Here is a 25797-nt window from a genome sequence, read left to right on the forward strand (position 1 = left end):
CATGTTTGATGTCCAAAATTTTGTTTCGTTCACTAACTCGAGGTTAGCTAGTAAAAACTTTATTGATTACGTTTTGCTTGTTCAGTTTTCAAGGTTCATGTCATTATCTTGTAGTGACAGCTTTTATATCATACGATATAAAGGTTTGTATGTCAACAAGTTTTCAAAAATATTTGGAGCGGGTGATGAGAATCGAACTCACGACATCAGCTTGGAAGGCTGAGGTTTTACCATTAAACTACACCCGCATGGTAAATTGTATTTATTTAAAATGGCGCGCCCGACAGGAGTCGAACCCATAACCTTCTGATCCGTAGTCAGACGCTCTATCCAATTGAGCTACGGGCGCATAGTATATTAATTCATAAATTGACTTGGTGCGGCCGAGAGGACTTGAACCTCCACGGGGTTGCCCCCACTAGGCCCTCAACCTAGCGCGTCTGCCGTTCCGCCACGACCGCATTCAATTAGGAACTTTTTCATTATACTATGACAATTCAAAAAGTCAACCTTTTTTCTTAAAAAGATGAGCCATGAAGGACTCGAACCTTCGACCCTCTGATTAAAAGTCAGATGCTCTACCAACTGAGCTAATGGCTCAAATTAAGAAATGAATGGCTGGGGTACTAGGATTCGAACCTAGGCATGACGGAATCAAAATCCGTTGCCTTACCGCTTGGCTATACCCCAATAAGTGGCGGTCCCGACCGGGATCGAACCGGCGATCTCCTGCGTGACAGGCAGGCATGTTAACCGCTACACCACGGGACCAATATTACTATATTTTTATGAATTAAAATAATTAAATGACCCCTACGGGATTCGAACCCGTGTTACCGCCGTGAAAGGGCGGTGTCTTAACCACTTGACCAAGGGGCCATGGCTCCGAAGGCAGGACTCGAACCTGCGACAACCTGATTAACAGTCAGGTGCTACTACCAACTGAGCTACTTCGGAATAATTCATGTTTTGTCGTCGTTATCTTGTCGACTTTTACTATTATAGAGACATCTATAATAAACGTCAACCCTTTTTTATTATTTTTTTCATTCCACTAGTTTTAAACGTCCTAGACACTTGCTACAACAGTATTTCCCTACATTCATTCTAATTTTTCTTACATATAATTGTTGGCATTTTACACATGTATATGTATAAAGGCGACGTTGTTTTTTTTGAGATATTTTAGAGATTTGCAATACTGAGCAAAAACGGGGAGCGTTCACTTTTACTAATAACTCTCGAAAATCTTTGTCTCGATGCTGATACCCTTTGCCTTCCAAGTGCAAATGATAATGACATAATTCGTGTCGAACTATACCTTCTATTTCGCTAATACCATACAATTCATAAGCTTTTGGATTAACTTCAATATTATGCGATTGCAAAAGATAACGTCCACCTGTTGAACGTAGCCTTGAATTAAAATATGCTCGATGCATGAATGGCTTCTGGAAACTTTCTAATGATATTCGACTAACAAGACTTTGTAGTTCCTCATTGTTCATAGCTATATCACCTCTAACAATAAGATACCACACTGCGTAGTATAGACAGTGTGGTATTTATTTATCCCGCATTAACGGATAGTAATTTATCAGTACCGACAGCGAAGCGTGTGCTACAATTACGCCAATGCGAAATTAAATAGTTTGATCTTTAGGAGGTAGCATCGTTAGTGAAATGCGCCCTTTTTTGACATCTATTTGTTCTACCCAAACCGTCACAATGTCACCGAGAGCAACAACCTCTAATGGATGTTTAATACGTCTTTTTTGTAACTTTGAAATATGCACAAGCCCATCCTGCTTTACGCCAATATCTACAAACGCTCCAAAATCAACTACGTTTCTTACTGTACCTTGCAATTCCATCCCAACTTGTAAATCTTCCATTTTTAATACATCTGTTTTCAGCAGTGGCTGAGGGAATGCATCCCGTGGATCGCGACTTGGTTTCATTAATGTATCCACGATATCCTGAATTGTGACAACTCCAATATCTAAAACTTCACTTAATTTTTCTACATCTAGTTTTGCGATGGCTTCCTCTGCCTTCTGCATCCCAAGCTCTTTTTTATCAATTTGTGCTACCTTTAAAATCTGCTCGGCTACACTATAGCTTTCAGGGTGAATGCCCGTAGCGTCAAATGCATTTTTTGCTCCTGGAACACGTAAGAAACCAATTGCTTGTTCATATGTTTTAGCACCAAGTCGTGGAATTTTCTTTAGTTGAGCACGTGTAGTAAATTGTCCAGTTTCCTCTCGTACCTTTACAATATTCTCCGCAACCGTTTTAGATAATCCAGAAACGTATTGTAGTAGGGAAGCTGAGGCTGTATTAACATCAACACCGACTTGGTTTACAGCTGTCTCTACTATAAATGTTAAGGACTCCGTCAATTTCTTTTGAGAGACATCATGCTGATACTGACCTACTCCAACTGCTTTAGGCTCAATTTTAACTAACTCCGACAACGGGTCTTGCAAACGACGCGCAATAGAAATCGCACTACGCTGTTCTACCTGTAAATCAGGAAACTCTGCACGGGCAATTTCAGACGCTGAATAAACAGATGCCCCTGCTTCATTGACAATTACGTAAGCCGTATCAGTTTCAAGCTCATTCAATACATCTGCTATAAACTGTTCTGTTTCGCGTGAGGCAGTACCATTACCAATAGCAATTATCGTTATTGGGTATTTTGCTAAAATCTCTTTCACGACCGCTTTCGATTTTGCGACATCTGGCTTTGGCGGATGTGGATAAATGGCTGTAACCTCTAACATTTTCCCGGTTTCATCTACAACAGCTAACTTACAACCTGTACGGTATGCCGGATCAACACCCAATACATACTTCCCTTTCATTGGGGGCTGTAATAAAAGATTACGCAAATTTTCAGAGAAGATGTGGATAGCCTGAGTCTCTGCCTTTTCAGTAAGTTCATTTCGTAACTCTCGTTCTATAGAAGGCTGAATTAAACGCTTGTATGAATCCTCAATCGCTAGCTTCACCTCGGCAATTGCGGGTGAAGAACCTGTAGCAGGAATCCATTCCTTCCACATAATCATCAATACTCGATCTATTGGTACATGAATTGCTACTTTTATTATTTCTTCTTTCTCACCACGATTTACAGCTAAAATACGGTGTGGAACAATACGATTTACTGGTTCTTCGTATTCGTAATACATTTCGAAAACGTTTTTGTCGTCTGCCTCTGCATTCTTAACACTTGTTACGAGTACGCCATCTTTCCAGGAATACGAACGAATTTTTTCACGGATTGCCGCTTCATCAGCAAAGCGTTCTGCTAAAATATCTCGAGCCCCAGCTAGAGCATCCTCTACATTAGCAACTTTCTCCTCATCTACGAAAGCCACTGCTAATTGTTCTAAAGAATCACTACGATACTCTAATAGAAGATCAGCTAGAGGTTCTAACCCTTTTTCTTTCGCTATAGTTGCCTTTGTTCGGCGTTTTTGTTTATAAGGTCGATATAAATCTTCTACACGCTGTAAAACAGTTGCTGCTTGAATAGCCTGTTCTAATTCAGGCGTTAGTTTATTTTGCTCCTGGATTAATCGTATAACCTCTTCTTTGCGTTGTTCAAGTTGCTGTATGTAGTGATAACGATCCTCCACAGCTTTAATCTGTACTTCATCAAGGGATCCAGTAGCTTCTTTTCGATAACGTGCAATAAATGGCACGGTATTTCCTTCTTCTAATAATTTAATAACAGCATCAGCTTGACCTGGCTTAATAGCTACATCCTTTGCAATTAGCTGTAACATTTGCTTTTGTTCCACATCATCACTACCTTTTTCTTTTCATTTTACCATTACACTTTACTAAAACTGCAAAAAAATAGTCTACTCTAAAAGAAGAGTAAACTATTCAATCAATTATACTTTGGCAAATTTGTGTCTGGAACAGCCACCTCGGCCCAAAAAATTTCAGAGCGAAACACCATCACTTACTAAGATAAATTCCTGTAACTTTTTTATTGCCTTCCTTTGTATTCTCGATACATGCATTTGAGAAATCCCTAATCGTTCCCCAACCTCATGTTGAGTGAGTTGTTCTAAATATGTAAGCTGAATTATCTCCCTTTCTCTCTCATCTAAAATACTCATAGCGTCAGAGACAATCATTCTTTTATTAGCCAATTCAAAGCCATCATCTTCTTTACCCATCATATCTAATAACGTTACTGTGCTATCGTCAGAATCTGACTCTACTGAGTGATCCATAGAAAGAGCATGATAACTACGGCTCATCTCCATAGCCTCTAAAACCTCTTCTTCTTCCACTTCTAATCGATCCGCGATCTCCTTAATAGATGGAGAACGCTGCAACTCAATTGTCAACGTTTCCACTGTTGTTTTAATGCGCGGTCCTAGTTCTTTTATTCGCCTTGGTACATGAACATCCCAAGTTTTATCACGTAAAAAGCGCTTAATTTCCCCAACAATCGTTGGTACAGCAAATGCTTCAAAGTTCCGGCCAACATTAGGATTAAAACGTCTAATTGCACCTAGCAACCCCAGCATACCTACTTGAGCAATATCATCATAATGGGATTTACCGTTAGAATATTTGCGTGCAATGGACTCAACTAAATATTGATAATGCATCACTAAATTTGTTTGTGCTTCATTATCCTCTGTTGATTGATACAACGCAATCCACTTTAATATATCTTCCCCGGACGTAGTATTATGTGGTGATTCTTTCGACATTTTTTTCCACCTGCTCTCTAGCAACATACTTTGTCATGAAAACAGTTACGCCACCATCGTTATTTATCATCACCTCATCCATTAAAGTTTCCATCAAATAAAGCCCTAACCCACCTTCTCGTAAACCCGCAATACCCTCTTCAGGATGATATGGACCAACTTTCGACTTTATTTCTTCAAAATTAAAACTATTGCCGTAATCTGCAATCATCATTTCTAATTTATTTTCATACAAAGCGCAACCAATGACGATTTCTCCTTCTTCTTCGTCCTTATATGCATGGTGTACAACATTCGTTACCGCTTCACTCGCTGCAATTTTTAAATCCTCTATATCATCATAATTAAACCCAACCCGACTAGCTAAGCCAGAAACCGTTAATCGAATCACACTGACAAATTGCGGTTTTGCAGGAACCCTTATCTCAATATAATCAAATTCCTTCATTTTCGTAATTCCACCTTTTTATCAGTTTCAATATCCATTAAATCGCTTAAACCAGTAATTTCAAACAACCTTTGTAATCTATTCGACAAACCTACAAGTTTAACTTTGCCATATTCACGTAACGTTCTTTTATAAAAGGCAACAAAAATACCTAACCCTGTACTATCCATATAATTGACTTGGGATAAATTAAGGACTATTTCTAATCCTTCAGTAATTTTCACTGCCTCTAATTCCTCCCTAAGACGTGAAGCAGTATAAGTATCTATTTCGCCCTCAATAAATCCGTATAATTTATTATCTAGTTCTTTAAAGTGTATCGACATATCCATACAGCACACCTCCACCATATTTGATTAACTCTATTCCCGTAATTACAAAGGTTTAAACCCTATTTTTTTATAATCACAACTGTAAAATCATCAAATAGTTTAAAATCCTGTATTTCTTCAATTTGTTTATAAAGGAGATTACATAATTGTTGAGCTGACAAGTGTTTATTTTCCAATATTAGTGATGTAATGACCTTTCGTGAATTCATTTCATCATGCATTCTGAATTCCGTAACACCATCCGTCATCATTATTACGATATCATTTTCTTCTAAAACAATTTCTTTGTACGAATATTTCGTTTCTGGTAACACCCCAAGTAATAATCCTGTCGATTCCAAAGGAACAAATTGATTATGTTTTGCGCAATAATGGAGAGCTGGCTCGTGACCTGCAGAAGCATAAGAAAAAATACGCTTTCGCAAATCCAAGCAACCGAAAAACATAGAAACGAACATACTGTCGTCTACACTCTTTTCAATTACTCGATTAATAACCTCTAATACATATGAAGGATCTTTATATGCGTATTCTAATGTTTCAAGACCGTATTTCACCATAGACATACATAATGCAGCGGGAACCCCTTTACCTACCACATCTGTCACAGCTACACTCAAATAATCCTCTCGATTGTATAAAAAATGTACATAATCTCCATTCATCTTCCGGTTGGGGATAGATATCATTCCTATATCAATACTTGCAAGTTGTGGTACGTCTGTTTTAAGTAATGTTTTCTGAATATTTGTAGCGATATTCATTTCCATTTCATACTCGGCTTGTTTTTGCAATAAACTTTGGTGCTCCCTATGAGCCATTCCATAGTGCACCATAACTTCGATAAGAAAATCATATGCGAGCTGTTCTTCACTCATTCTACGTGGAAATAGTTTCTCAACTGCGTTTTTATGAACACTTACAACATCCTCTGGAGATATATTCTTTTGGATTAACTGGCGAGTGAAATTTTGAGCAATATACAAATTCTTTTCAGTTTGATCGGTCATATAATCTGCCAAAATCTTTTTATATTGAGATTCTAATTGTTCCAAAAATTCCACATCCTAACGCAACCATTTTTCAGCTCTTATCGTTGTTCCTTCTCCCATAACCGATTGAATAACCATATTGTCCATCAATCGATTAACGCCTGGTAAACCTGCTCCGAGCCCTCCAGAAGTGGAGTAGCCATCCTCCATCACTTTTCGAACATCTTCTATTCCTGGGCCCTGATCAGTTGCAATAACAATTATTTTCTTCTCAGTATCTGTTTCAACTTTTTCAATTTCAATGACACCTATCCTTGCATATAAATATATATTTCGGGCTAGTTCACTTATAGCTGTGGTGATTCGTGCCTGATCAACAGTGTCAAATCCAAGCGCCTTCGCTTCGTCACGCCCCAGTTGTCTTGCTGCTACTATGTCCCACTCAGTAATAATTTCAACCGAAGACTTAATTGTCACTGTTGCCCCCCCAATTCCTTTCGGAGTTATACTCTTTCACTTTAATTATTCAAATTAGCTTATCAATTTTTTACCACGGCGTAATTACACTGTTGCTACAAAAACATTTATTGTTGTTGTTGCTGTTGCTCCGTTAACATTACGCTTTCGCACAAACAAACACCTGTTGCTGTCGCTACGTTAACACTACGCTTTCGCACAAACAAACACCTGTTGCTGAACGAAGATAAAATTCTACTTATATTTTCTTAAATTTCTCGATATTTTTTCAAAAATCTATTCAAAATATAGATCTTGAGTATATCTTAAATCTATTAATACCATTTTTGAATAACGATTTCAATTTATGGTAATAAAGTATTTCAGCGTACAGTACCGATTTCGCCTTGGCGTAATTGTTGCTGTCGCTTCGCTTTCGCACAGAAAACATTTGTTGCTGTCGCTTCGCTTTCGCACAGAAAACATTTGTTGCTGTCGCTTCGCTTTCGCACAAAAAACATTACTGAATAAAAACGAAAAAGCATCGAGATGAAAATCCATCTCGATGCCACTATACACATATGTATATCAAAATTTAACAAGCCCTAAACTAATCATCAATGCACCATCAACTTTTTCCATCAACGCATGGTCAAGTTGCGTAATACGATCTGTCAATCTTGACTTATCAATCGTCCGCACCTGCTCAAGCAGAATAACCGAATCACGTTCAAAACCATACTTTTCAGCATTAATTTCAACGTGCGTCGGTAATTTTGCTTTTTGAATCTGTGCAGTAATAGCTGCGATGATGACAGTCGGACTAAATCGATTGCCAATATCATTTTGAATAATCAGCACCGGCCTTGTGCCCCCTTGCTCGGACCCAACTACCGGCGATAAATCTGCAAAAAAAACGTCACCACGTTTTACATTCAAAGTGTCATCCCCCGCTAACGAGACGCTCCACCGTATGTTGTGCTTCATATTCTGCATGCAAGCATTCACTTGCAATACTCAGATTTATATGAGACATTTCAACATATCCTTTCATCATAGCTTCCCGTATTTGATTTGGTTGCTCCTGCATTAAAACTTTGCGCGACAAAATACGCGCAAAAGATTCACTCTCAATTACTTCCTTTGTTTGTAGAAACAGTCTATCCTGAACAGCAATTGTAGCTTCTCTTAACTTTTTCTCGTACACAGCAAGCACCTCCAACGGAACCATCCACTTTTCATTACTACCCATTCTACCATTGAAAGATATTGTTGAAAAGACACGAAATGACAAAATATCTGACAATTTAAAGTCCAAGTTGTAAAAATATGTAGGTTGTCGAAGGTATATGCCGATTAATTCACCTTGCAATTCATCACAAAATATGAATGACTCAGCTTTTAAGTAAATCTTCTTGTTTAATGTTTTTAATATTCATTTATCCTAATTTAAATGTCAAAACTATTAAGACCCACTTATAACAAAAACCTTAAGTACTTTTTAGATTGAATCTACAGATTAAATGTATACCCTAGGAACTCTCGCTGTAATAATGCATGGTACTTCATAATTAATGGTTTCAAGCTTTGCTGCCCATTCATTCATTGAAATAGCATCATGTCCTTGATGACCAATGAGTGTTACTTTCTCACCTATAGCATATGCTTTAGGCAAGGCAACCATACATTGATCCATACAAATTCGTCCAACAATCGGCATTCTTTGTCCATCAATTAGTACTTCCTGTCCACCTAATTTACGAATTACTCCATCAGCATAGCCTACTGGTATTGTTCCTAACCACATATCCGAACGAGCCTCAAAAGTAGCTCCATAGCCTACCGAATCACCTTCTTGTAACTGTTTCACATGAACAAGCTCACTCTCAAGCGAAAACGCTGGCTGTAACGGAAATGGTAACATACCTTCTACATAAGAAGATGGTGATAATCCATACATCGATATTCCATATCTAACAGCATCAAATTGTAAATGCGCATCTTTTACTAAAGATGTAGCCGTGTTTGATGCATGCACAAGTCTAGGTTTTTCAGGCAATGCAGTTACACATTTCTCAAAAAATTGTACTTGTCTATCGAAGTATGAGGTATCCTCCTCATCCGCAGTCGCAAAATGTGTAAATATCCCATCAAGCTCTACATTCACTGTATTCTGTATTGTTTGATATAGATCCATTAATTCTTGCTCTGAACGAACGCCAATTCTGCCCATTCCGCTATCTACTTTAATATGTAGTCGTAAAGGTTTTGCTTCATTAGCTATGAAAGGAGCCGCTTGCTGTACCCATTCACTTGCAAATGCCGTAAGAATCATGCGCTGCTGGGCGGCATATGGTGCAAATGAAATTGGAGAGGCACCTAATATTAGTATGTCTGGCTCTTCAAAATGTGCTCGAATATGTAATGCTTCGTCGGGTGTTGCCACTGCAAGCATTGTTGCACCTGCCTCAAGTGCTGCTTTTGCAACGGCCACATCTCCGTGACCGTATGCATTTGCCTTTACGACAGCTATAATTTGAACATTTGGTCGAAGTAGCTTTTTTAAATTTTTTACATTTTGTTGAATTGCTTGTAAGTCTACTACTGCTTTAGTCGGTCTAAAATATTGCTGTGTCTCCATTAGAATACCCTCTTTATTTTTTATTAAAACATTATGTATTGAATAAATTTCCTTTTATACACTTTTTTTACATATATCATTCTATTTTAAACTAATTTTCTTCATAACTTTTATCATATATGACTTAACAACTTCTAAACAGTGTTAATTTTCTTCAAAACTGTACTATTTTACTTAACTAGCTACAGCTTTCCATCTAGAAAGCTGTAGCTAGAAAAATTATTTCATACTACCTTTTGTCATAGAAGTGGCTACTTGCACCATTTCTTCACGAGTCAATTTACTAGAGGCTACAAAGAATTCAACGCCATCCTTTTCCCAGCTAATAGAGGTATCGGTAATTGCACCAATCGTAAAGCCTAAATCTACCGGATCACCAGGAGATGATACTGGCAACATAGCAGCCTCTTTCGTAACTGGCTGTTGCATGACTGTAAATGGCTTATCACCGTCGAAGGTTAAGATAACACGATCTATTCCACCCTCTCGCATAACTTTCTCTTCCACCATCTTCGTATTTTCTAAATTTACAACAGGGTAGTGTGTTTGGAACTCTTTATTTTCGGCTTCTGCACTTACAGCCTTTTTCTCTTCATTTCCACTCGGGTTATTGTTGCTCTCCTTACCGTCTTTGTTGTCTTTCTTATCTTTCTCTGGTGGTGTAGCTTGTTCACCTTTTGTTTCATCCGATTCCGTAAATTGCTCAACTGCATAATCTTTAGCCGCGTGTTGAACACCTAATTTAATATTTTTAAATGTGATACGGATTTGTTCTTCTTTTACATCATTCATGATTACTACGGAAGTTGGAAGCATTGTTTTCTTATCAACCGTTATCACTTGATGAGGCATACTATTTTTATAGCTATTTCTAGTAGCCGCTTCAAATATATATGCTTTGTCCTCCTCTTTCATGACTAAATTTTTATCTTGAGCTAAATCTTCTGCTAGTGCACCTATTAAATAAGCCTGACTATTTTTCTTTGGCCAATCACTTTGGAATTTATACATTTTGTTTAATGTAGGGGTAACAACAAAAACTCCATCTGCATTTCGCACTATCATTTGCGAAACATCTTTCCCACTTTCTACTACTTCTACACGATAGAAATCAGGTTTCGTATGCCAAACTTTCACATCATATTTTTTTGGATCTCCACCAGATTTAATTTCCATCGTAGCATTCAACTCATAACCATTTGATTCTGCCCATTTCCCATTAACTTTCTTCAACACTTTTTCCTGTGAGTCTGTACCACATGCCGATAAAAGTAATATCGTACAAAATAAGACGAGCCATTTAACTATTCGGTTGCCCACGCTTTCACCCTTTCCTTCTTTCAAATCCACTACGACAATATATGAACCGTATTTGTCAGTTATGTCATTTGAACAAGGGCAATATTCTTTTTAATAGCTTATTTGATTCCCGCTCCGAATGGGGACTTCCAGTCTTCACGCCAAGTAACTTATCTAAATTAGCAACGTCAGAGCTTTTTTAATATTTTATATGGCGCAAGCTTTGTTTATCATTATTTATTGTAATAATATTACTTGTGCCGCAGCGTATTGCTTAGAATGTGTTATACTTACAAATCCATTCACAAGCTGTCCTTTGAAATATAAAACCGGATTTCCAGCTTCCCCTCTTAAAACTTCCATATCATGAAGCTTACATTCTTCACCAATACCAGTTCCTAATGCCTTTGAAAATGCTTCTTTTGCAGCGAATCGTCCAGCTAAAAATTCTATCTTACGAGTTTCTGAATGTGCATCAAACAAAACTCTTTCCTTTTCAGTTAAAATGCGATCTTTAAATTTATTTGTTCTTTTCATTGCTTTTGCAATACGGTCCATTTCTACAATGTCGAGACCAATTCCTTTAATCATTAGAACTTCTCCTTTTCCTATTTCTAAAAAGCCATGTATAATAATTATAAATTGAGGTGGAGTTATGTTTAGTAGAACAGAAAATTTTAAGCAATATACAAAGTATTATCCGATTGTTTCAACATTAATAGCGGTTAATTTATTTGTTTATGTACTAACTATTTTACCTGGAGTAGGCGAAAATGTATTGAATTACGGAGTTCAAGCGAACTTCCTTATACGCTCTGGTGAATGGTGGCGTGTTTTTACTGCAATGTTTTTACATGCTGGCTTTCTGGACGTTTTCTTTAATATGTTTTTACTGTATTTATTCGGGCCAGAGCTTGAAAAAATTGCTGGTAAGGTACGTTTTATTACAATTTATTTAATGTCTGGTATTGTCGGCAACACGGCAACCTATTTACTTAATGATAGTAGCTATGGAAGTCTTGGTGCAAGTGGAGCTGTTTTCGGAATATTCGGTGCTTTCGGAGCGCTTGTTTACTATACACGTCGTACAATGCCAATGCTGCGTAAACTTATTTTGCCTATCATTGTGATCAGTGTTATCATGACTTTCTTCCAGTCAAAGGTGTATGTCTATATTCACTTAGGCGGCTTAGTAGCAGGATTCCTTCTTGGACTCGTTTACTTACATCCAAAAAGAATTATAAGCTGGCGTAAACAAAAGATGGCGGGTAAGTAATACGTATAAGAGGAGCTCTTCTCTGTGATCAGCTATCATCACGGATTGCTCCTCTTATTTTTATACTAGAATGATAGGCCATTCGTCAATTTTATTTCAAAGTGCGACCGTATCCTCTTTCGCTGCCTTTATTTTTTTCCATTCAACTGCTGTTAAGCCATAGACAACTTGGTCTACGTGATGATCATAAAGCCACTCTGCATCTCTTAAACGTCCCTCTTCATGAAAACCTAACACTTTTGGAATCGTACGACTTCGAATATTACCTACCGCTACTCGCACTTCAATGCGATTTAATGTTAAATAGCTAAAGGCATAATCAATAAATGCTTTCATAGAATTTGTCACTAAGCCCTTACCAACAAATTCGTTTCCTAACCAATATCCAATACTTGTCCATTTATGCTGCCAATTCACTTGATGATAGCCAATCACTCCCGCAAGCTTCCCCTCATAATATATCCCCGCTTGTAGGCCATTATTATCTGCATATTGTTGCATCGCACCTCTTACGAATCGCTCTGTATCCTCTACTGTTTTTACATCATCTACAAAAGGTAGCCATTCACGCAACGTATCTCTCGAACGATCCGTCAACGCGAATAATTCATCTACGTCACTTAAATCCAGCAATTTCAAATACGTGTTCTTGTTAATATCATACTTAAACAAAATTACCACCCCTTTTGTTCTCTATTATAAACAGAATTTTTACATAATTATAGCAAAAAAGGGATCATCACTAAAACGTGTGGTTGATTTCCGTTCCGACTGGGCGCTTTGCCGCTGACGCTTCGCTTTCGCGCAGAGCAGAGCTTCCTGGGGGCGTCCGATGAGCCGCTTTTGTTGCTGCCGCTACGTTAACACTACGCTTTCGCACAGAAAACATCCGCTGCGCTGCAGGGTCTCGGGCCAACACGATGTTGGTCACGAAGGCGTTATCACAGGATGTGATGCTTTTAGCCTTCGTTCCTCTATTGCTGATCCCCGAGGAGTCGCCCAGTCTCCACTCCAATCAACTATTACATAGTAGAGGTTTTAACAAAAGTCATCCACAACTTTTGGTGATGAACCAAAAAAAGGCTAATCCTCCTATTAATTATGAGAATTAGCCACATTTTTACTTTCAATGTTCATACCAAGATAATATTGTTTCAGCATCTTGCTGCTCTAAGTTTCGTACATTCCCTGCCATACCAGTCATGCCCGACATGACCGTTGCTTTTACAGACGTAACACCCTTTCTTTTTTGGAAATAGGTTTGAGTAGTCTCAATAGATTGTATGCGTTTTTTCTCCATAAAAAATGTAGTACGACTGAACACACGATATTGCATAGTTAGTTGCTTTCCATCGATTATATAACCAGCTGATTTATGTTGCCAAATACCAATTAATATTGTTAATGGTATTAATAATAGTGAAAGCAACCCATACGGATAAAAGAAATAACTACATGCACCAATTATAGGTATGAGCCAAACAAAATCAATTCGATAAAAAAATGGACGAGCTCGTTCTGGTGAATAAATGAATTCTGGACGCCAATTTATCTGTGGGAAAAGTTGCTCTAGCGTTCCCAAACAATCTTGCTTCTGAATAAGTGGGAACAGTGTAATTTTTTTATCATTTCCCTCTCCACCATTTCCTCCAGCACTCTCAACAACAACTGTTGCATAGCCAAATAATTGACGTACTGGATTCTCTACAATACGAATCGCCTGAATTCTATTTAACGGTAAAGTAATACGTTTTTTCTCAATAAGCCCTTTTGTAATAATAAGCTTTTCATCTTCAATTCGGACTGTATATTCGTAATAATTGATCAGTGTAATTACAAATGACACAAACCATGCCACAATTAGGCTGACTATCACTGTTAGTGCAACTAAAAATGCACCAATTTTCGCAAAATCAGCTAACTCGCTAAAGATTTCCTCATACGGAATTATATCCGATAACTGAGAGATGATTGCTGCTACCCCAGACAGAACGACCCCAATTCCACCTGAAGTTATGGCCAATATAAGCAAATCACGTATCGACATATGATAAATAGTTGGAACTGACACTTCCTCTATTAGCGACTGTTCATCATTCATCTGTTCATTAACTTGATTTTTAGCACGACGCATTTCTAGCTCTATAAGATCTGCAGCTGCCTTACGTATAGCCGTTAACTCTACCTCAGGTTTTCTGTCCTTACTCCCCGCAGTTTCAACCTGAACTTTTACTAAGCCAAATATTCTATGAAAAATACCCTCATTGTAATTTAAACTCTGAATACGTTCAAATGGGATATAACGTTTCTTTTTAACGAACAAACCGTACTTTATACGCAATTCTCCATCTTCAAACCAATATACAAAGGTACGCCACTTTACAATCCCACTAACAAGTGTAAGTATTGCCCCTACTCCCCATATACCGAATAAGAAAAACGTCCGCCAAAAATTATCACTATGAAAATTCAAAGAGAAGTGAAATCCATTAGTTGCAATAATAATAATTAACGGGAAAATCATACTCTTTAATGCTTTTGCACTTGTAATAATAGCCGATATCGGATGTAAACGATTAATTTCCTTAGACATCATCTTCCGCCACCCTTGCTAATTCCGAAATACGTGCACGAAGTCTATCAGCTTCGTCCATTACAAGTGCAGGGATTGTATGTACAGTTGCAGCTGTAGATATTGAAATATTACCTAGACCATATTTTTTTAATATTGGTCCTTGTGTTGTATCAACATGCTGTACGCGCACCATTGGAATAAGTGTACGTTTAACAACAAATAAACCGTGTTGCACCTCAATCTCATTGTCACGCACCTCATAGCGCCAGCGTTCCCATCTTATCTTTGGAAATAAATAAGTGGATAGGACAGCACTAAGAATGACTACAGCAACTGCAATGAAATAAATATATGATGGCCATTCATAATAATAAGTGCCGTAGCATGCAAACGCCGCTACAATCAAAAGTAATATCGTTTGTAATACACCATATAAACGCCAAACTGTTAACCCTTTCCTAGAAATCATATGCATTGGTTCTGTTCTCAAAGTCATTCCCTCTCTTTCTTTAATTACGTATACGTAATCAGTTATCATTTTGTTTCAAAATTATAGTAATTTTCGTCTTAGCGTAATTACCGCTGTCGCGCAGATAAATTGCTACTTAGTTGTTAGAATGAGTTCTTCTATTTCAGCGGGCGCACGTAAAAAACCTTACAGCCATTTGACTGTAAGGTTTAAACATTTTGATGAAGATAAAATTAGTCTTCGTGACGACGTGGTGCACGTGAACGACCTTGTCCACCTTCACGGCGACCTCCATCACGGCGTCCGCCATCTCGACGATTTCCATTTCCTCCACGACGATCTCCGCCACGTCCGCCATCACGACGTCCGTTAAAGCTACGGTTACCGCCGCGTCCACGATCACCGCCACGGTTGCTAGAACGCTCACGACGCATTGGTAATGGACGTTCTTCAGTAATTGTTACTGGCGTGTCATCCGGCTCTTTTGTTAATGAACGAATTGCAGCAGCTACAACATCGATTGCATCATGGTTTTCAAGTAATTCTGTCGCAAGTGTACGATAATCACCTAAGTTATTGTTCGCAATAAGACCTTCTAATGTTTCCAAAGCTAGACGTTGTTGACCTACTAGCGCTTCGTCAGTTGTTGGTGGACGAAGTGGTGTCATACGTTTTTTCGTTGTTTCTTCTACAATACGTAGGTAACCCATTTCACGTGGTGTTACAAACGTTACTGCAAGACCTGATTTACCTGCACGACCAGTACGACCAATACGGTGAACATAAGATTCAGGATCTTGAGGAATATCGAAGTTATAAACATGTGTTACACCAGAAATATCAAGTCCACGAGCAGCTACATCTGTTGCCACAAGGATATCAATTTTATTTTCTTTAAATTGACGTAATACAGAAATACGTTTCGCTTGGCTTAAGTCACCATGGATTCCTTCAGCAAGATAACCACGAATTGATAATGCTTGTGCAAGCTCATCCACGCGACGTTTTGTACGTCCAAAGATGATAGCAAGTTCTGGTTGGTGAACGTTTAATAAACGAGATAAAATGTCGAATTTTTCACGCTCAGCAGACTTCACAAAATATTGATCGATGTTATCTACTGTTAGTTCTTTTGCTTTAATTTTTACGATCTCTGGATCACGCATAAATGTCTCAGCAATTTTACGGATTGCTGGTGGCATTGTTGCTGAGAACAATAATGTTTGACGTTCAGAAGGCACATTTTCTAAGATTGAATTAATATCATCGATAAAGCCCATGTTTAACATTTCATCAGCTTCATCAAGTACCAATGTTTGAACATCTTCTAATTTTAAAGTACGACGATTAATATGGTCAATTATACGACCAGGTGTACCTACAATAATTTGAGGTTTATTTTTTAGTGCACGGATTTGACGGCCGATTTCTTGACCACCGTAAACCGATAACAATTTTACACGTTTATCATAACCAATTTTATATAGCTCTTCTGAAACTTGAATCGCTAATTCACGAGTTGGAGCAATTACTAATGCTTGGATATTAGGGTTTTTTGGGTCAATTTTTTCGATAAGTGGAATCCCGAAAGCGGCAGTTTTACCTGTACCTGTTTGCGCTTGACCTAATACATCACGGCCTTCAATTGCAAAACGTATAGTACCTTCTTGGATTGGTGTTGCTTCTTCAAATCCCATACGCTTTACTGAGCGTAATGTAGATTCGCTAATATTTAATTCTGAAAAATTTGTCAAACTTCTCAATCTCCTTTTTTTGCTTTTAAGTTGACAAATGGTTACATTTTCAGATGAAGTTGTCGGCAAATTCGAGCCTGTGTTTTGGAACGTTTCCGTTACTTAAAATTTTTCTCTATATGATGGTCACATAGAGCTCTCTTATATGAAAAGGAAAGCCCGGTCTTTACCGAGCGGTTTGATTCTGTCGTAATTATTCACTTTAGAATAAAACCGTTGTGTTCAAAAAAAAGTACTCTTCAATCAAATATGAAGAGTCTTCGCACAAAATGTATCCATTGCTTACACTAGTCTAACATGGGATTAAAACGTATGCAACGATAACGCATGAGTCGTAATTATCTGACTACTTCACACACCCTTTAAAAACGACAAAACGCAAGAAAACCATTCAGAACAATCTTCACCATAACATATATGATGCTTCCCATTATCAGAAATATACAAAGTTTTATCGTTTGAGGTTACTTGATCATATAAAAATTGAGCCGTGTGATATGGTACTATTCCGTCTAATTTCCCTTGTACAATATACACTGGAATTTTAATATCTTTATAATACGGCTCCACCATTCGAACAAGCTTCATGAATTCTATCGTTGACGAAAGTGGCACATGATTAAACTTATGCCGGTACCGTAAGTACAATTCATTACTAGACAGATTACGATGATATGCCTCCGTGGCAAGCATTTTAAAATCTTTGACTAGTTGCTTTGGACTGACATACTTGGCAGCTGCGCTTAGTAATACAAGCTTTTTCACTTTATAACGTTTAGCTAAATAGAGCGCTATAATGCCACCCATCGAAAACCCAACTACTATTACTTCATCTACTTTTTTAGCAAGATCACGAAAAGCGAGCTCGGCATCCATTAGCCAATGCTTGGCTGTGAAACCACGCATTTGTAATTCCTCTCCATGTCCTGACAAAGTAGGTTCTTCAATCAGCCAATTTGTATGCGTACGTAAATAGGTAGTAAAAGGTTCTACTTCATACGGTCCTCCTGAAAATCCATGTATACATAACACACCTACCGACATTATTTTCACCTCTAAATGTGTAACTCATTTAAATCAAAAATTTAAAGAATCGGTGAGAGCGTATCCCACCGATTCCTATTTCATTTTATGACGTGAATGCACGTAAGATTGTTTCTAATTTCATACCCCGAGAGCCTTTTAGTAAAACGATAGACTTCTCATTAGCTTGCTGTAGTTTTTCGATAATTGGCGTATAATCATCCTCAACATATAGCAAATGTCCCTCATCAAAACGCTCTTTTAAGACTTCATTCAAATAAGCCATTCGCGGGCCAAATAAACATACATAAGCGATTTCTTCTGCATGAATATCCTTCGATAAATCTTCATGGAAATGCTTTTCATTTGGGCCAAGCTCCAGCATATCACCTAACACAAGCCATTTTTCTGGACGAATCGTTGTCGATGCTACAAATTGAATAGCCGCCTTCATAGAGGTTGGTGCAGCATTGTATGCATCATTAATAAACAATGCCCCATTTGATCCATTCACTTGTTGCATGCGCATATCCGTTAGAGCTACTTGTTTTAAGGATGCACGAATTTGGTCATCGTTTAAACCTAACTTTTGAGAAATTAACATAGCGACTAATGTATTTTTCACCTGGTGCTTCCCGAGAACGGAAATAAAGAAATCTCCTTCTATTACACCATGTGTAGAGAAGCCACTACCATCAGAAGTCGCTTCAATATTGTCTGCATACAGTAGATTGCTGTGCTCTAAGCCAAATGCCACTGCATTTAACTGCTGCTCTTTCGCAACTAGTTCTTGAAGTAGCGGTTCATCTCCATCATAAAATAGCACTCCATCCGGTTGCATTCCTTGAATTATTTCAAACTTGGCTTTAGCGATTCCGGCACGTGAGCCTAAATCTTGCATATGAGCCTCGCCAATGTTTGTAATAACCGTCATATGTGGACGAGCAAGCTTCGTTAAAAATTCTATTTCACCAAAACCACTCATACCCATTTCAAGCACAGCAACATCAGTATCTTCATCTAGCTGTAAAACTGTAATAGGTAAACCTAGTTCATTATTAAAATTCCCAATGGTCTTTTGTACTTTAAAAAATGGTGTTAGCGTTCCCGCTAAAATATCTTTCGTTGATGTTTTACCGTTTGAACCAGTAATGCCAATAAATTTCGCTTTATGCTCACTACGATAGGCACGAGCCATTTGCTGAAGCGCTATTTCTGGATCATCTACAAAGAGTAATGGTACACCTTGTGGTGGATTTGGTTCATCTTTCTGCCAAAGAGAAGCACCCGCTCCTTTTTCAAAGGCCTGCAGAACAAATTTATGCCCATTGGCCGTCTCTCCACGAAATGGTACAAACAGGTCCCCTTGTTGAATTGTACGTGTATCAATGGAAATTCCTGATACTACCGTATCACCAAAAGCTGGCACATCTTCATTTAACCATGTAGCTAACTGTTTTAATGTTTTTTTCACAATAATCCCACTCAGTCTTTTTTATAGTGAAGCTGTTGTTTTTCTTCAAAACGTTCAATTGCTAATGTAATCAGACGATTAATCAGCTCTGGGTAGCTTACATTTGTATGCTGCCATAGAAGAGGATACATGCTAACAGGTGTAAAACCTGGCATTGTATTCACTTCGTTAATATAAATGCTGTTATCGGCCGTCACAAAAAAGTCCGCACGAACTAAACCGCTTCCATCAATAGCTTTGAACGCACGTTTTGCTAGCTCCTGTAAGCTTGATACAGTATCTTCAGGAACCTCTGCTGGAATAATAAGGGCTGTTGAGCCATCTTTATATTTAGAGTCATAATCATAAAATTCAGTAACAGGTTTAATTTCACCAGGTACAGAAACTTCCGGGAAGTCATTTCCTAGCACAGCTAGTTCAATTTCACGAGCGACAATACCTTGCTCAATTACAATTTTTCGATCATACTGTAAAGCGATTTCGATTGCCTTCACTAATTCATCGCGGTTTGTTGCCTTGTTAATTCCGACACTTGATCCCAAGTTTGCAGGTTTCACAAACATCGGCCACTTCAACTTTTCTTCACAACGATCCAGGATTGCCTCCTGTTCATTAGCCCATTCGCTACGAATGAAGTACGTATACGGTACTTGTGGTAAGCCGGCAATTTCAAATAATTGCTTCATGATTACTTTATCCATGCCAGTTGCTGATGCTAATACACCATTTCCTACATACGGCAAATTTAGAACCTCAAGTAAACCTTGAACAGTTCCATCTTCACCATTAGTACCATGAAGTAATGGGAAAATTACATCGAATTGTACAGTTTTACCATCTTTATCCATTAAAAAAGTTGTAATATTATTTTCTAAAATAGTGGCATCATCACCAAATTGTAATTCTTCAATTGTACTTGCAGGTTTATTTAGACGCTCGCCGCGGCGCCACTCTCCTTCAAGTGTAATGAAAATCGGATATACTTCATACTCCTCGAAATTCAAAGCTCCAGTGACTGCACGTGCTGTCGATAATGACACCTCATGCTCCGCCGACTTTCCACCGTATAATAAACCGATTCTTTTTTTCATTTTTGTGCCCTCCGCATACTTCTTGAGTACTATTAGTTTATCATGAAACGTCTTGACAAATGACATCAATTTCACCTTGGTGTAATTACATCCAAATTTTGTGAGGATGTGAAGTTTTTAGCCTAACATCCTCTATTTTACTAGGTGTTTGGATACCCTTTGAAAAGGTACCACATCCTCATTCATCTCGCCACCAGGGAAAGGTAGTGTTTTGTGTAGCTGACGCTTTGCTTTCGCTACAAAAAAAACTGACTGAAGATAAAAATCTCACCGTATTTTGACGGTGAGATTTAGTGTATATTCATTCTACGTAAAATGAATAGATCAATTGCCTGGGCATAATTGCATTAGGTATCAGCTTTGTGCTTAGGCCTCGTCAGTTAACCGTTATCGCATGGATGCGATGATTTTAGGCTAACATCCCCTCTGTGAACGCCCATCTCATTTCGTGAAATCCGCCGGGCAGATGTTTTTTGCGCGAAAGCGAAGGAGTCAACGGCTGATGTTGGTCACTCAGTCGTTACCACAGGATGTGGCTTCTTAGAGTTCCTCTATTTCAAGGATACCCGCTGAAAGAAGTTAAATAATATAAATCAATTCATCGTGCTCATTTTTCAAAATTGTATTTAAATCATCCCATACCTCATCAGGAAAGGAGTTTTCTGACAGATTGCGAATTTCGATACCGTAAGCTACTTTAGGTTTTTCAATTCGATACAATGATAACAGTGCTCCGTCTTTAGTAAAAGAACGATAAGCACGCAAAAATTCAGGTGAAATAGAAGGAATACTCGATTTCACTTTCCGTCGCCAAAAACCAGTGCTACGCTCCTTTTCACGAATCAAACTGTTCAAAACATTCGCAATGAGTAAATCGAAATCACTTAAATGGCGAAAATAAATTTTAGTCATTTTCTCTAAATCTGAAGAATAGTAGACAAATTGATTTTGCAATTTATTAAAAAATGGTGAAGTTATCGGTTCCTTTTTATGACTTATGTAAAGCAATTCTCCTTGTTCCATCGGTGTTAGTTGGTCTAGCCTCTTTTCATCCATAAAGTCTATCCAACATAATTCTTTGGATTCAGTAGCTTTCTTTACAAACTGAGGTACTTCCTCCTCCGGTACATAATCAAACTGTGTATGCATATTAAAGGAACCATCTTCATAGGAATGTTTCAATAACAGTAAGTGATGCAATGGTTCAAGTGCAGCCACAAATTGCGAGAATTTAAGCCCGCTAAAAATAACAAATTTATCAACATCATTCATATGAACATAAACATGATACATAAAATCGTCAGCTGACTTCAATTTTTTAGCCACAACCATCACCCCATTCTTCACTACATTATAAAACTAAACATGAATTTTTTGAAACATTTTATGCTAATAATCGTCATAACAATATTCATAGGCGTAAAAATGTTTTTTAAGGTATAATATGAATGTTAAAGATGCTGTTGTAAATCTGTTTTTAACCACTCTGAATGAACAAATTTTTAAGAATATAATTCTATTCATTCTTACAAATAACTGCGAGGATTATAAGCTAAAGGCAAGCATTGAACCTCATTGTTAACAAACTTTCTTCGGCATCCATATTTACCTCTTGACCTAAGGTGAATAACTCCTTATCAATTTGGCCTTGGCATAATTACGTTCGGAATCAGCTTTATGCTTGCACAAAGTGCTCATTTCAGATTCGACTTCTATTGCGGGTATTTGAAAAGTAGCTTAAAGTCGCATGCATTTCACCACCGAAAGAAGTGGGAGACTTTTGTTGAAAGAAGTTAAATATATTTGGTAGCATATTGAATTGGAATTTATTTAAATCAAATTTACTCATGAAGAAATACTATATTAATTTAGGTGGCTTGTATGGAAAATAAACGAAATTTCGCGAATCGTTTTGACTGGACGCTCGCTTTTATACTTTTAACCTTCCTAGTCATAAGTTTGTTAGCCATTGCGTCGGCGCAAACATCAGGTCAGTATGGCATTAACTATGTTCCTTTACAATTGCGATGGTACGTCATTTGCTCCGTAATTATTGGAGTAGTTATGTTTTTTGAACCTGATCAATATAAAAAAATGTCTTGGTATATGTACGGTGCAGGCATCGCCCTTTTAGTACTGCTTATCTTCATGCCAGAAGGACCTGGACAAATCGGTGAACGTATTAATAGTGCAAAAAGCTGGTATCATACACCTCTAGGGAATATTCAACCCTCTGAGTTTATGAAAACCTTTTACATTCTAGCGCTTGCTCGACTTATTAGTAAGCACAACGAGGTTTATTCTTTTAGATCAGTAAAAACAGACTTCATATTGCTAGGTAAAATTGCTGCTACACTGTTACTACCTTTAGCTCTTATCATGAAGCAGCCTGACCTTGGTTCAGCATTAGTATTCTTTGCCATTACAGCTGCTGTTGTTATCGTAGCAGGTATATCATGGAAAATTATTTTACCGACTTTTATAGGTGGCGCTTTAGTAGGTGGTTCTCTTTTATGGATGGCGCTCTATATGCAGAGTTTTTTAGAGAAAACATTCGGCTTTAAACCGTATCAGTTTGCGCGAATCTATTCTTGGTTAGATCCATATTCATTTTCTTCTAGTGAGGGATACCATTTAATTACGTCCTTAAACGCTATTGGTTCAGGTGAAGTTTTCGGAAAAGGTTTCCGTGGTCGCGAGGTTTATGTTGCCGAAAATCATACCGATTTTATTTTTACGGTTATCGGAGAAGAATGGGGTTTTATTGGTGCTAGTATCGTTATTTGTATGTTCTTTTTATTAATCTATCATTTAACAAAAACTACACTATTATTGAAAGATCCATTCTCAACATATGTATGTGCCGGTATTATTGCAATGATTACATTCCACGTGCTTGAAAATATCGGTATGACAATTCAACTTTTACCTATTACCGGTATTCCCCTACCGTTTATCAGTTATGGGGGAAGTTCATTAATGGGGAACTCGTTAGCCATCGGTCTTGTTTTCAGTATGCGTTTCCACTATCGTACTTACATGTTTACTACTCACGATGACGATGATTAATGATGTATATAAAAAATGGGTAGTCTCAATTACGAGACTACCCATTTTTAATTTGAACGAGTTAAGCTTGAACTTGCGGAGTTTGCGTTGGTGGTGTGAGCACTTTTAAAAGTTCAAGTCGAGACTTTGTTACAGTGGCTGTTACACCCAACTTAGATAAATTCGAAACGATCTTTTTCAAATCTACTTCTTTTTTCATACATTCCACCTCAATCTTTCCTCGAATTTATATAACGTTTTATTTCCAAAAAAGTTTCATTTTTGCAAGTGTATGATGTCTGACGAGTTAATCTCTTTCTATCATACCATTTAACTCTGCTTTAAAATTTTTCATTTCTGTTACAATGTAAATTTTTCCTTAACTTACTATTTACCATCTCATCATTAACTATATCGTGTTCATAAACGTAATTCCCTACAAACTAATTTACCACTAACTGGCGAAAATTAAACATAAAAATTTAAATAGCTATATACCCTCTAGTAGTATACCCCAGAGATAATTTAATACACTATGCGTCAATCGATACAAAAAATTAAAAATGGAATGAATCCATTTAGTTACTTTAAAGCTCGTTATTCATTTTTAATATCAATATAGTTACATTGTTAACAGTCTGCCGTTTTTTATACATTGGTTTAGCCACGTTTCTCTATTACATTGTCCTAATCACTTTACAAAGTATGCAGCTTAGCAAATGTCATCCCCTACTTTCCAATAGGTACTTAAACTGTTTTGTCTTCCGTTTTCTTGTAATAACAATAACAAGAGAGGTAGAATATACATACTAAAATATCGTATGAAAGCAGGGTACTGTATGAAAAAGGCAATTTTATTATTAATGTCTGTCCAATTCCTCGTCTACCTAGGATTCGGGATTATAATACCGGTCTTACCTGAGGTTGTAGTTCAGCAAAATTGGGATGATTTACACGTAGGTGGCCTACTTACAGTGTACTCGCTTGCAAGTTTTTTCACTGCACCATTTTGGGGTATGCTGTCCGATAAGGTAGGTCGTAAACAACTTATATTAATAGGCCTAGCTGGTTTTAGCTTAAGCTTTGTTATTTTCTCTTTATTTATTGATAATTTAGCAATGTTGTACTTCTCACGTGTTGTGGGTGGTTTATTCTCAGGCGCACTATACACATCTGTGACAGGCTTTGTAGGAGATATGTCGAGTGAGGAGGATCGCAATAAATATATGGGTTTCATGGGCATGTCCATCGGGCTCGGTTTTATTTTTGGTCCTGCAATTGGTGGTATGCTCGGACACTATAGTCTGCAACTACCATTTTTCGCTTCTGCAACACTAATTGCACTATTATTTATTTATGCAAGTTTTATTTTAAAAGAACCTACAAAACGAAAAGATACAAATAAACGTGCCATCGTGCCAAAGGGTGCGGCCAAAATGCTGCAGTACCGTGTGCGATATTTATTTATGTTCTCGTTTTTAGTAACTTTTATGCTGGCCGGAGTAGAAGCAACGTTCCAGTTATTCCAAATTGACCGAATTCAAATCACACCGTTACAAATCGGTTATTTGTTTATGTTTAGTGGCTTTGTAGATGCAGCTATTCAAGGCGGTGTTGTTAGACGTATTAAAAATGGCAGCGAGACAACTTGGTTAATAGGTGCACAAATTGTCACAGCTGCGGGTATGCTTTTATTCACTTTAACAGCTAATTTAATTATGGCGGGTTTTGCCCTTTGTGTTTTCACAGCAGGAAATGCGCTTGCAAGAACATGTGTCGTATCTCTTTCGACCAAAGAATCTGGTGGTCAATACGGGACTGCTGCAGGTCTTTCTTATTCAATGGATAACCTAGGACGCATACTAGGTCCACTATTCTTCACTTGGCTATTTACGATGCAATCTAGTCTAGGCTATTATACTGCAGCAGCAGTAGCATTCATTTCAATAACTTTAATATTTATTTTTAAAGCATCAAATAAATCTTTACGACTTGAATAATTTATTGATAAAAAGCCGTAACTTAATAGTAATTCGTAACACAATAAATATTGGACCCATTTAATTATGCTTTAGCATAATTTGCGTCTAAAATCGGCTTTATGCGAAGCGGTAGTAACAGCAAGATGTTGGTCACTCAGTCGTTGCCACCGGACTGGCGGAGACTGAGTTCCT

Annotated in this window: 25 protein-coding genes and 8 tRNA genes; 3 read left to right on the forward strand and 30 right to left on the reverse strand. The window is 37.6% G+C overall.

What is annotated here, in order from left to right; all coding sequences use genetic code 11:
- Positions 1 to 174: 174 nt before the first annotated feature.
- The 20 genes from PVA17_RS05675 to acpS all read right to left on the reverse strand — a co-directional run bounded on the left by PVA17_RS05675 (position 175) and on the right by acpS (position 11504).
- Positions 175 to 248, reverse strand: a tRNA-Gly gene (locus PVA17_RS05675).
- A 24-nt stretch (positions 249 to 272) separates the two neighbouring features.
- Positions 273 to 349: transfer RNA gene (locus tag PVA17_RS05680), tRNA-Arg, on the reverse strand.
- Between the two features lie 26 nt (positions 350 to 375).
- Positions 376 to 461 (reverse strand) — tRNA-Leu (locus PVA17_RS05685).
- A 66-nt stretch (positions 462 to 527) separates the two neighbouring features.
- A tRNA-Lys gene (locus PVA17_RS05690) sits at positions 528 to 600 on the reverse strand.
- Between the two features lie 15 nt (positions 601 to 615).
- Positions 616 to 690 (reverse strand) — tRNA-Gln (locus PVA17_RS05695).
- Positions 691 to 695: 5 nt separating this feature from the next.
- Positions 696 to 771: transfer RNA gene (locus PVA17_RS05700), tRNA-Asp, on the reverse strand.
- A 36-nt stretch (positions 772 to 807) separates the two neighbouring features.
- Positions 808 to 879 (reverse strand) — tRNA-Glu (locus PVA17_RS05705).
- 1 nt (position 880) lies between these two features.
- Positions 881 to 957 (reverse strand) — tRNA-Asn (locus PVA17_RS05710).
- Between the two features lie 89 nt (positions 958 to 1046).
- Entirely contained in the window at positions 1047 to 1508 is a 462-nt protein-coding gene (locus PVA17_RS05715; protein ID WP_132361646.1) for a SprT family protein, read from the reverse strand.
- A gap of 135 nt (positions 1509 to 1643) precedes the next feature.
- The gene (locus PVA17_RS05720; protein WP_274067136.1) at positions 1644 to 3812 is read right to left on the reverse strand and encodes a Tex family protein; all 2169 of its coding nucleotides are present in this window, start codon (positions 3810 to 3812) and stop codon (positions 1644 to 1646) included.
- A 147-nt stretch (positions 3813 to 3959) separates the two neighbouring features.
- Positions 3960 to 4745, reverse strand: a complete 786-nt coding sequence (gene sigB, locus PVA17_RS05725) for an RNA polymerase sigma factor SigB (protein ID WP_274067137.1) — start codon at positions 4743 to 4745, stop codon at positions 3960 to 3962.
- Entirely contained in the window at positions 4723 to 5193 is a 471-nt protein-coding gene (gene rsbW / locus PVA17_RS05730; protein WP_132361640.1) for an anti-sigma B factor RsbW, read from the reverse strand. Before rsbW ends, sigB begins: the two co-directional genes overlap by 23 nt.
- On the reverse strand, positions 5190 to 5525 hold the full coding sequence (locus PVA17_RS05735; RefSeq protein WP_274067138.1) for an STAS domain-containing protein: 336 nt from the start codon (positions 5523 to 5525) through the stop codon (positions 5190 to 5192). Before PVA17_RS05735 ends, rsbW begins: the two co-directional genes overlap by 4 nt.
- Positions 5526 to 5584: 59 nt before the next feature.
- Positions 5585 to 6580 carry a PP2C family protein-serine/threonine phosphatase gene (locus PVA17_RS05740; RefSeq protein WP_132361636.1) on the reverse strand — a complete coding sequence of 332 codons (996 nt, stop codon included), beginning with the start codon at positions 6578 to 6580 and terminating at the stop codon, positions 5585 to 5587.
- A gap of 12 nt (positions 6581 to 6592) precedes the next feature.
- A complete protein-coding gene (locus PVA17_RS05745; protein WP_132361634.1) occupies positions 6593 to 6994 on the reverse strand; it encodes an anti-sigma regulatory factor in 402 nt (133 codons plus the stop codon).
- A gap of 567 nt (positions 6995 to 7561) precedes the next feature.
- Positions 7562 to 7912 (reverse strand): type II toxin-antitoxin system PemK/MazF family toxin, encoded by a 351-nt coding sequence (locus PVA17_RS05750; RefSeq protein ID WP_049663446.1) that lies wholly within the window; start codon positions 7910 to 7912, stop codon positions 7562 to 7564.
- Between the two features lie 4 nt (positions 7913 to 7916).
- Positions 7917 to 8180, reverse strand: a complete 264-nt coding sequence (locus PVA17_RS05755) for a hypothetical protein (protein WP_049663444.1) — start codon at positions 8178 to 8180, stop codon at positions 7917 to 7919.
- A gap of 312 nt (positions 8181 to 8492) precedes the next feature.
- A complete protein-coding gene (gene alr, locus PVA17_RS05760; protein WP_274067139.1) occupies positions 8493 to 9614 on the reverse strand; it encodes an alanine racemase in 1122 nt (373 codons plus the stop codon).
- Between the two features lie 219 nt (positions 9615 to 9833).
- On the reverse strand, positions 9834 to 10934 hold the full coding sequence (locus PVA17_RS05765; RefSeq protein WP_274067140.1) for a LolA family protein: 1101 nt from the start codon (positions 10932 to 10934) through the stop codon (positions 9834 to 9836).
- A gap of 216 nt (positions 10935 to 11150) precedes the next feature.
- Positions 11151 to 11504, reverse strand: coding sequence for a holo-ACP synthase (acpS, locus tag PVA17_RS05770; protein ID WP_132361628.1), 354 nt, complete (start codon positions 11502 to 11504; stop codon positions 11151 to 11153).
- 64 nt (positions 11505 to 11568) lie between these two features.
- Between acpS and PVA17_RS05775 the strand changes: the two genes are divergently transcribed.
- On the forward strand, positions 11569 to 12189 hold the full coding sequence (locus PVA17_RS05775; RefSeq protein WP_132361626.1) for a rhomboid family intramembrane serine protease: 621 nt from the start codon (positions 11569 to 11571) through the stop codon (positions 12187 to 12189).
- A 96-nt stretch (positions 12190 to 12285) separates the two neighbouring features.
- On the opposite strand, the gene PVA17_RS05780 is transcribed toward PVA17_RS05775, so the two are convergent.
- The 9 genes from PVA17_RS05780 to PVA17_RS05820 form a co-directional block, all read right to left on the reverse strand.
- Positions 12286 to 12861, reverse strand: coding sequence for a GNAT family N-acetyltransferase (locus PVA17_RS05780; protein WP_132361624.1), 576 nt, complete (start codon positions 12859 to 12861; stop codon positions 12286 to 12288).
- A 70-nt stretch (positions 12862 to 12931) separates the two neighbouring features.
- Complete coding sequence (locus PVA17_RS05785; protein ID WP_274067141.1) at positions 12932 to 13069, reverse strand: hypothetical protein; 138 nt, start codon at positions 13067 to 13069, stop codon at positions 12932 to 12934.
- A gap of 246 nt (positions 13070 to 13315) precedes the next feature.
- The gene (locus PVA17_RS05790) at positions 13316 to 14782 is read right to left on the reverse strand and encodes a PH domain-containing protein (RefSeq protein WP_274067188.1); all 1467 of its coding nucleotides are present in this window, start codon (positions 14780 to 14782) and stop codon (positions 13316 to 13318) included.
- Positions 14775 to 15254: a PH domain-containing protein gene (locus PVA17_RS05795; protein ID WP_132361622.1), complete on the reverse strand. Its 480-nt coding sequence runs from the start codon at positions 15252 to 15254 to the stop codon at positions 14775 to 14777. The genes PVA17_RS05790 and PVA17_RS05795 overlap by 8 nt, the downstream gene beginning before the upstream one ends.
- Positions 15255 to 15466: 212 nt before the next feature.
- Positions 15467 to 16987: a degradosome RNA helicase CshA gene (gene cshA, locus PVA17_RS05800; protein WP_274067142.1), complete on the reverse strand. Its 1521-nt coding sequence runs from the start codon at positions 16985 to 16987 to the stop codon at positions 15467 to 15469.
- A gap of 351 nt (positions 16988 to 17338) precedes the next feature.
- Positions 17339 to 18031 carry an alpha/beta hydrolase gene (locus PVA17_RS05805; protein ID WP_132361618.1) on the reverse strand — a complete coding sequence of 231 codons (693 nt, stop codon included), beginning with the start codon at positions 18029 to 18031 and terminating at the stop codon, positions 17339 to 17341.
- 85 nt (positions 18032 to 18116) lie between these two features.
- A complete protein-coding gene (locus PVA17_RS05810) occupies positions 18117 to 19484 on the reverse strand; it encodes a UDP-N-acetylmuramoyl-tripeptide--D-alanyl-D-alanine ligase (protein ID WP_132361616.1) in 1368 nt (455 codons plus the stop codon).
- Between the two features lie 11 nt (positions 19485 to 19495).
- Positions 19496 to 20575: a D-alanine--D-alanine ligase gene (locus PVA17_RS05815; protein WP_274067143.1), complete on the reverse strand. Its 1080-nt coding sequence runs from the start codon at positions 20573 to 20575 to the stop codon at positions 19496 to 19498.
- A gap of 579 nt (positions 20576 to 21154) precedes the next feature.
- Complete coding sequence (locus tag PVA17_RS05820) at positions 21155 to 21907, reverse strand: hypothetical protein (protein WP_274067144.1); 753 nt, start codon at positions 21905 to 21907, stop codon at positions 21155 to 21157.
- 549 nt (positions 21908 to 22456) lie between these two features.
- Between PVA17_RS05820 and PVA17_RS05825 the strand changes: the two genes are divergently transcribed.
- Positions 22457 to 23644, forward strand: a complete 1188-nt coding sequence (locus tag PVA17_RS05825; RefSeq protein WP_132361610.1) for an FtsW/RodA/SpoVE family cell cycle protein — start codon at positions 22457 to 22459, stop codon at positions 23642 to 23644.
- A gap of 61 nt (positions 23645 to 23705) precedes the next feature.
- On the opposite strand, the gene PVA17_RS05830 is transcribed toward PVA17_RS05825, so the two are convergent.
- Positions 23706 to 23843 (reverse strand): Lmo0850 family protein, encoded by a 138-nt coding sequence (locus PVA17_RS05830; RefSeq protein ID WP_166672133.1) that lies wholly within the window; start codon positions 23841 to 23843, stop codon positions 23706 to 23708.
- Positions 23844 to 24462: 619 nt separating this feature from the next.
- Between PVA17_RS05830 and PVA17_RS05835 the strand changes: the two genes are divergently transcribed.
- Entirely contained in the window at positions 24463 to 25623 is a 1161-nt protein-coding gene (locus PVA17_RS05835; protein WP_274067145.1) for an MFS transporter, read from the forward strand.
- Positions 25624 to 25797: the final 174 nt, after the last annotated feature.

It is taken from the genome of Lysinibacillus sp. CNPSo 3705, from assembly GCF_028674935.1.
Lineage (GTDB): Bacteria > Bacillota > Bacilli > Bacillales_A > Planococcaceae > Lysinibacillus.

Bases quoted from the DNA above. Each gene is read 5' to 3' on its own strand.
- PVA17_RS05715 (WP_132361646.1), bottom strand. From the start codon at position 1,508: ATGAACAATGAGGAACTACAAAGTCTTGTTAGTCGAATATCATTAGAA.
- sigB (WP_274067137.1), bottom strand. From the start codon at position 4,745: ATGTCGAAAGAATCACCACATAATACTACGTCCGGGGAAGATATATTA.
- rsbW (WP_132361640.1), bottom strand. From the start codon at position 5,193: ATGAAGGAATTTGATTATATTGAGATAAGGGTTCCTGCAAAACCGCAA.
- PVA17_RS05735 (WP_274067138.1), bottom strand. From the start codon at position 5,525: ATGGATATGTCGATACACTTTAAAGAACTAGATAATAAATTATACGGA.
- alr (WP_274067139.1), bottom strand. From the start codon at position 9,614: ATGGAGACACAGCAATATTTTAGACCGACTAAAGCAGTAGTAGACTTA.
- acpS (WP_132361628.1), bottom strand. From the start codon at position 11,504: ATGATTAAAGGAATTGGTCTCGACATTGTAGAAATGGACCGTATTGCA.
- PVA17_RS05775 (WP_132361626.1), top strand. From the start codon at position 11,569: ATGTTTAGTAGAACAGAAAATTTTAAGCAATATACAAAGTATTATCCG.
- PVA17_RS05790 (WP_274067188.1), bottom strand. From the start codon at position 14,782: ATGTCTAAGGAAATTAATCGTTTACATCCGATATCGGCTATTATTACA.
- PVA17_RS05805 (WP_132361618.1), bottom strand. From the start codon at position 18,031: ATGTCGGTAGGTGTGTTATGTATACATGGATTTTCAGGAGGACCGTAT.
- PVA17_RS05815 (WP_274067143.1), bottom strand. From the start codon at position 20,575: ATGAAAAAAAGAATCGGTTTATTATACGGTGGAAAGTCGGCGGAGCAT.
- PVA17_RS05820 (WP_274067144.1), bottom strand. From the start codon at position 21,907: ATGGTTGTGGCTAAAAAATTGAAGTCAGCTGACGATTTTATGTATCAT.
- PVA17_RS05825 (WP_132361610.1), top strand. From the start codon at position 22,457: ATGGAAAATAAACGAAATTTCGCGAATCGTTTTGACTGGACGCTCGCT.
- PVA17_RS05830 (WP_166672133.1), bottom strand. From the start codon at position 23,843: ATGAAAAAAGAAGTAGATTTGAAAAAGATCGTTTCGAATTTATCTAAG.
- PVA17_RS05835 (WP_274067145.1), top strand. From the start codon at position 24,463: ATGAAAAAGGCAATTTTATTATTAATGTCTGTCCAATTCCTCGTCTAC.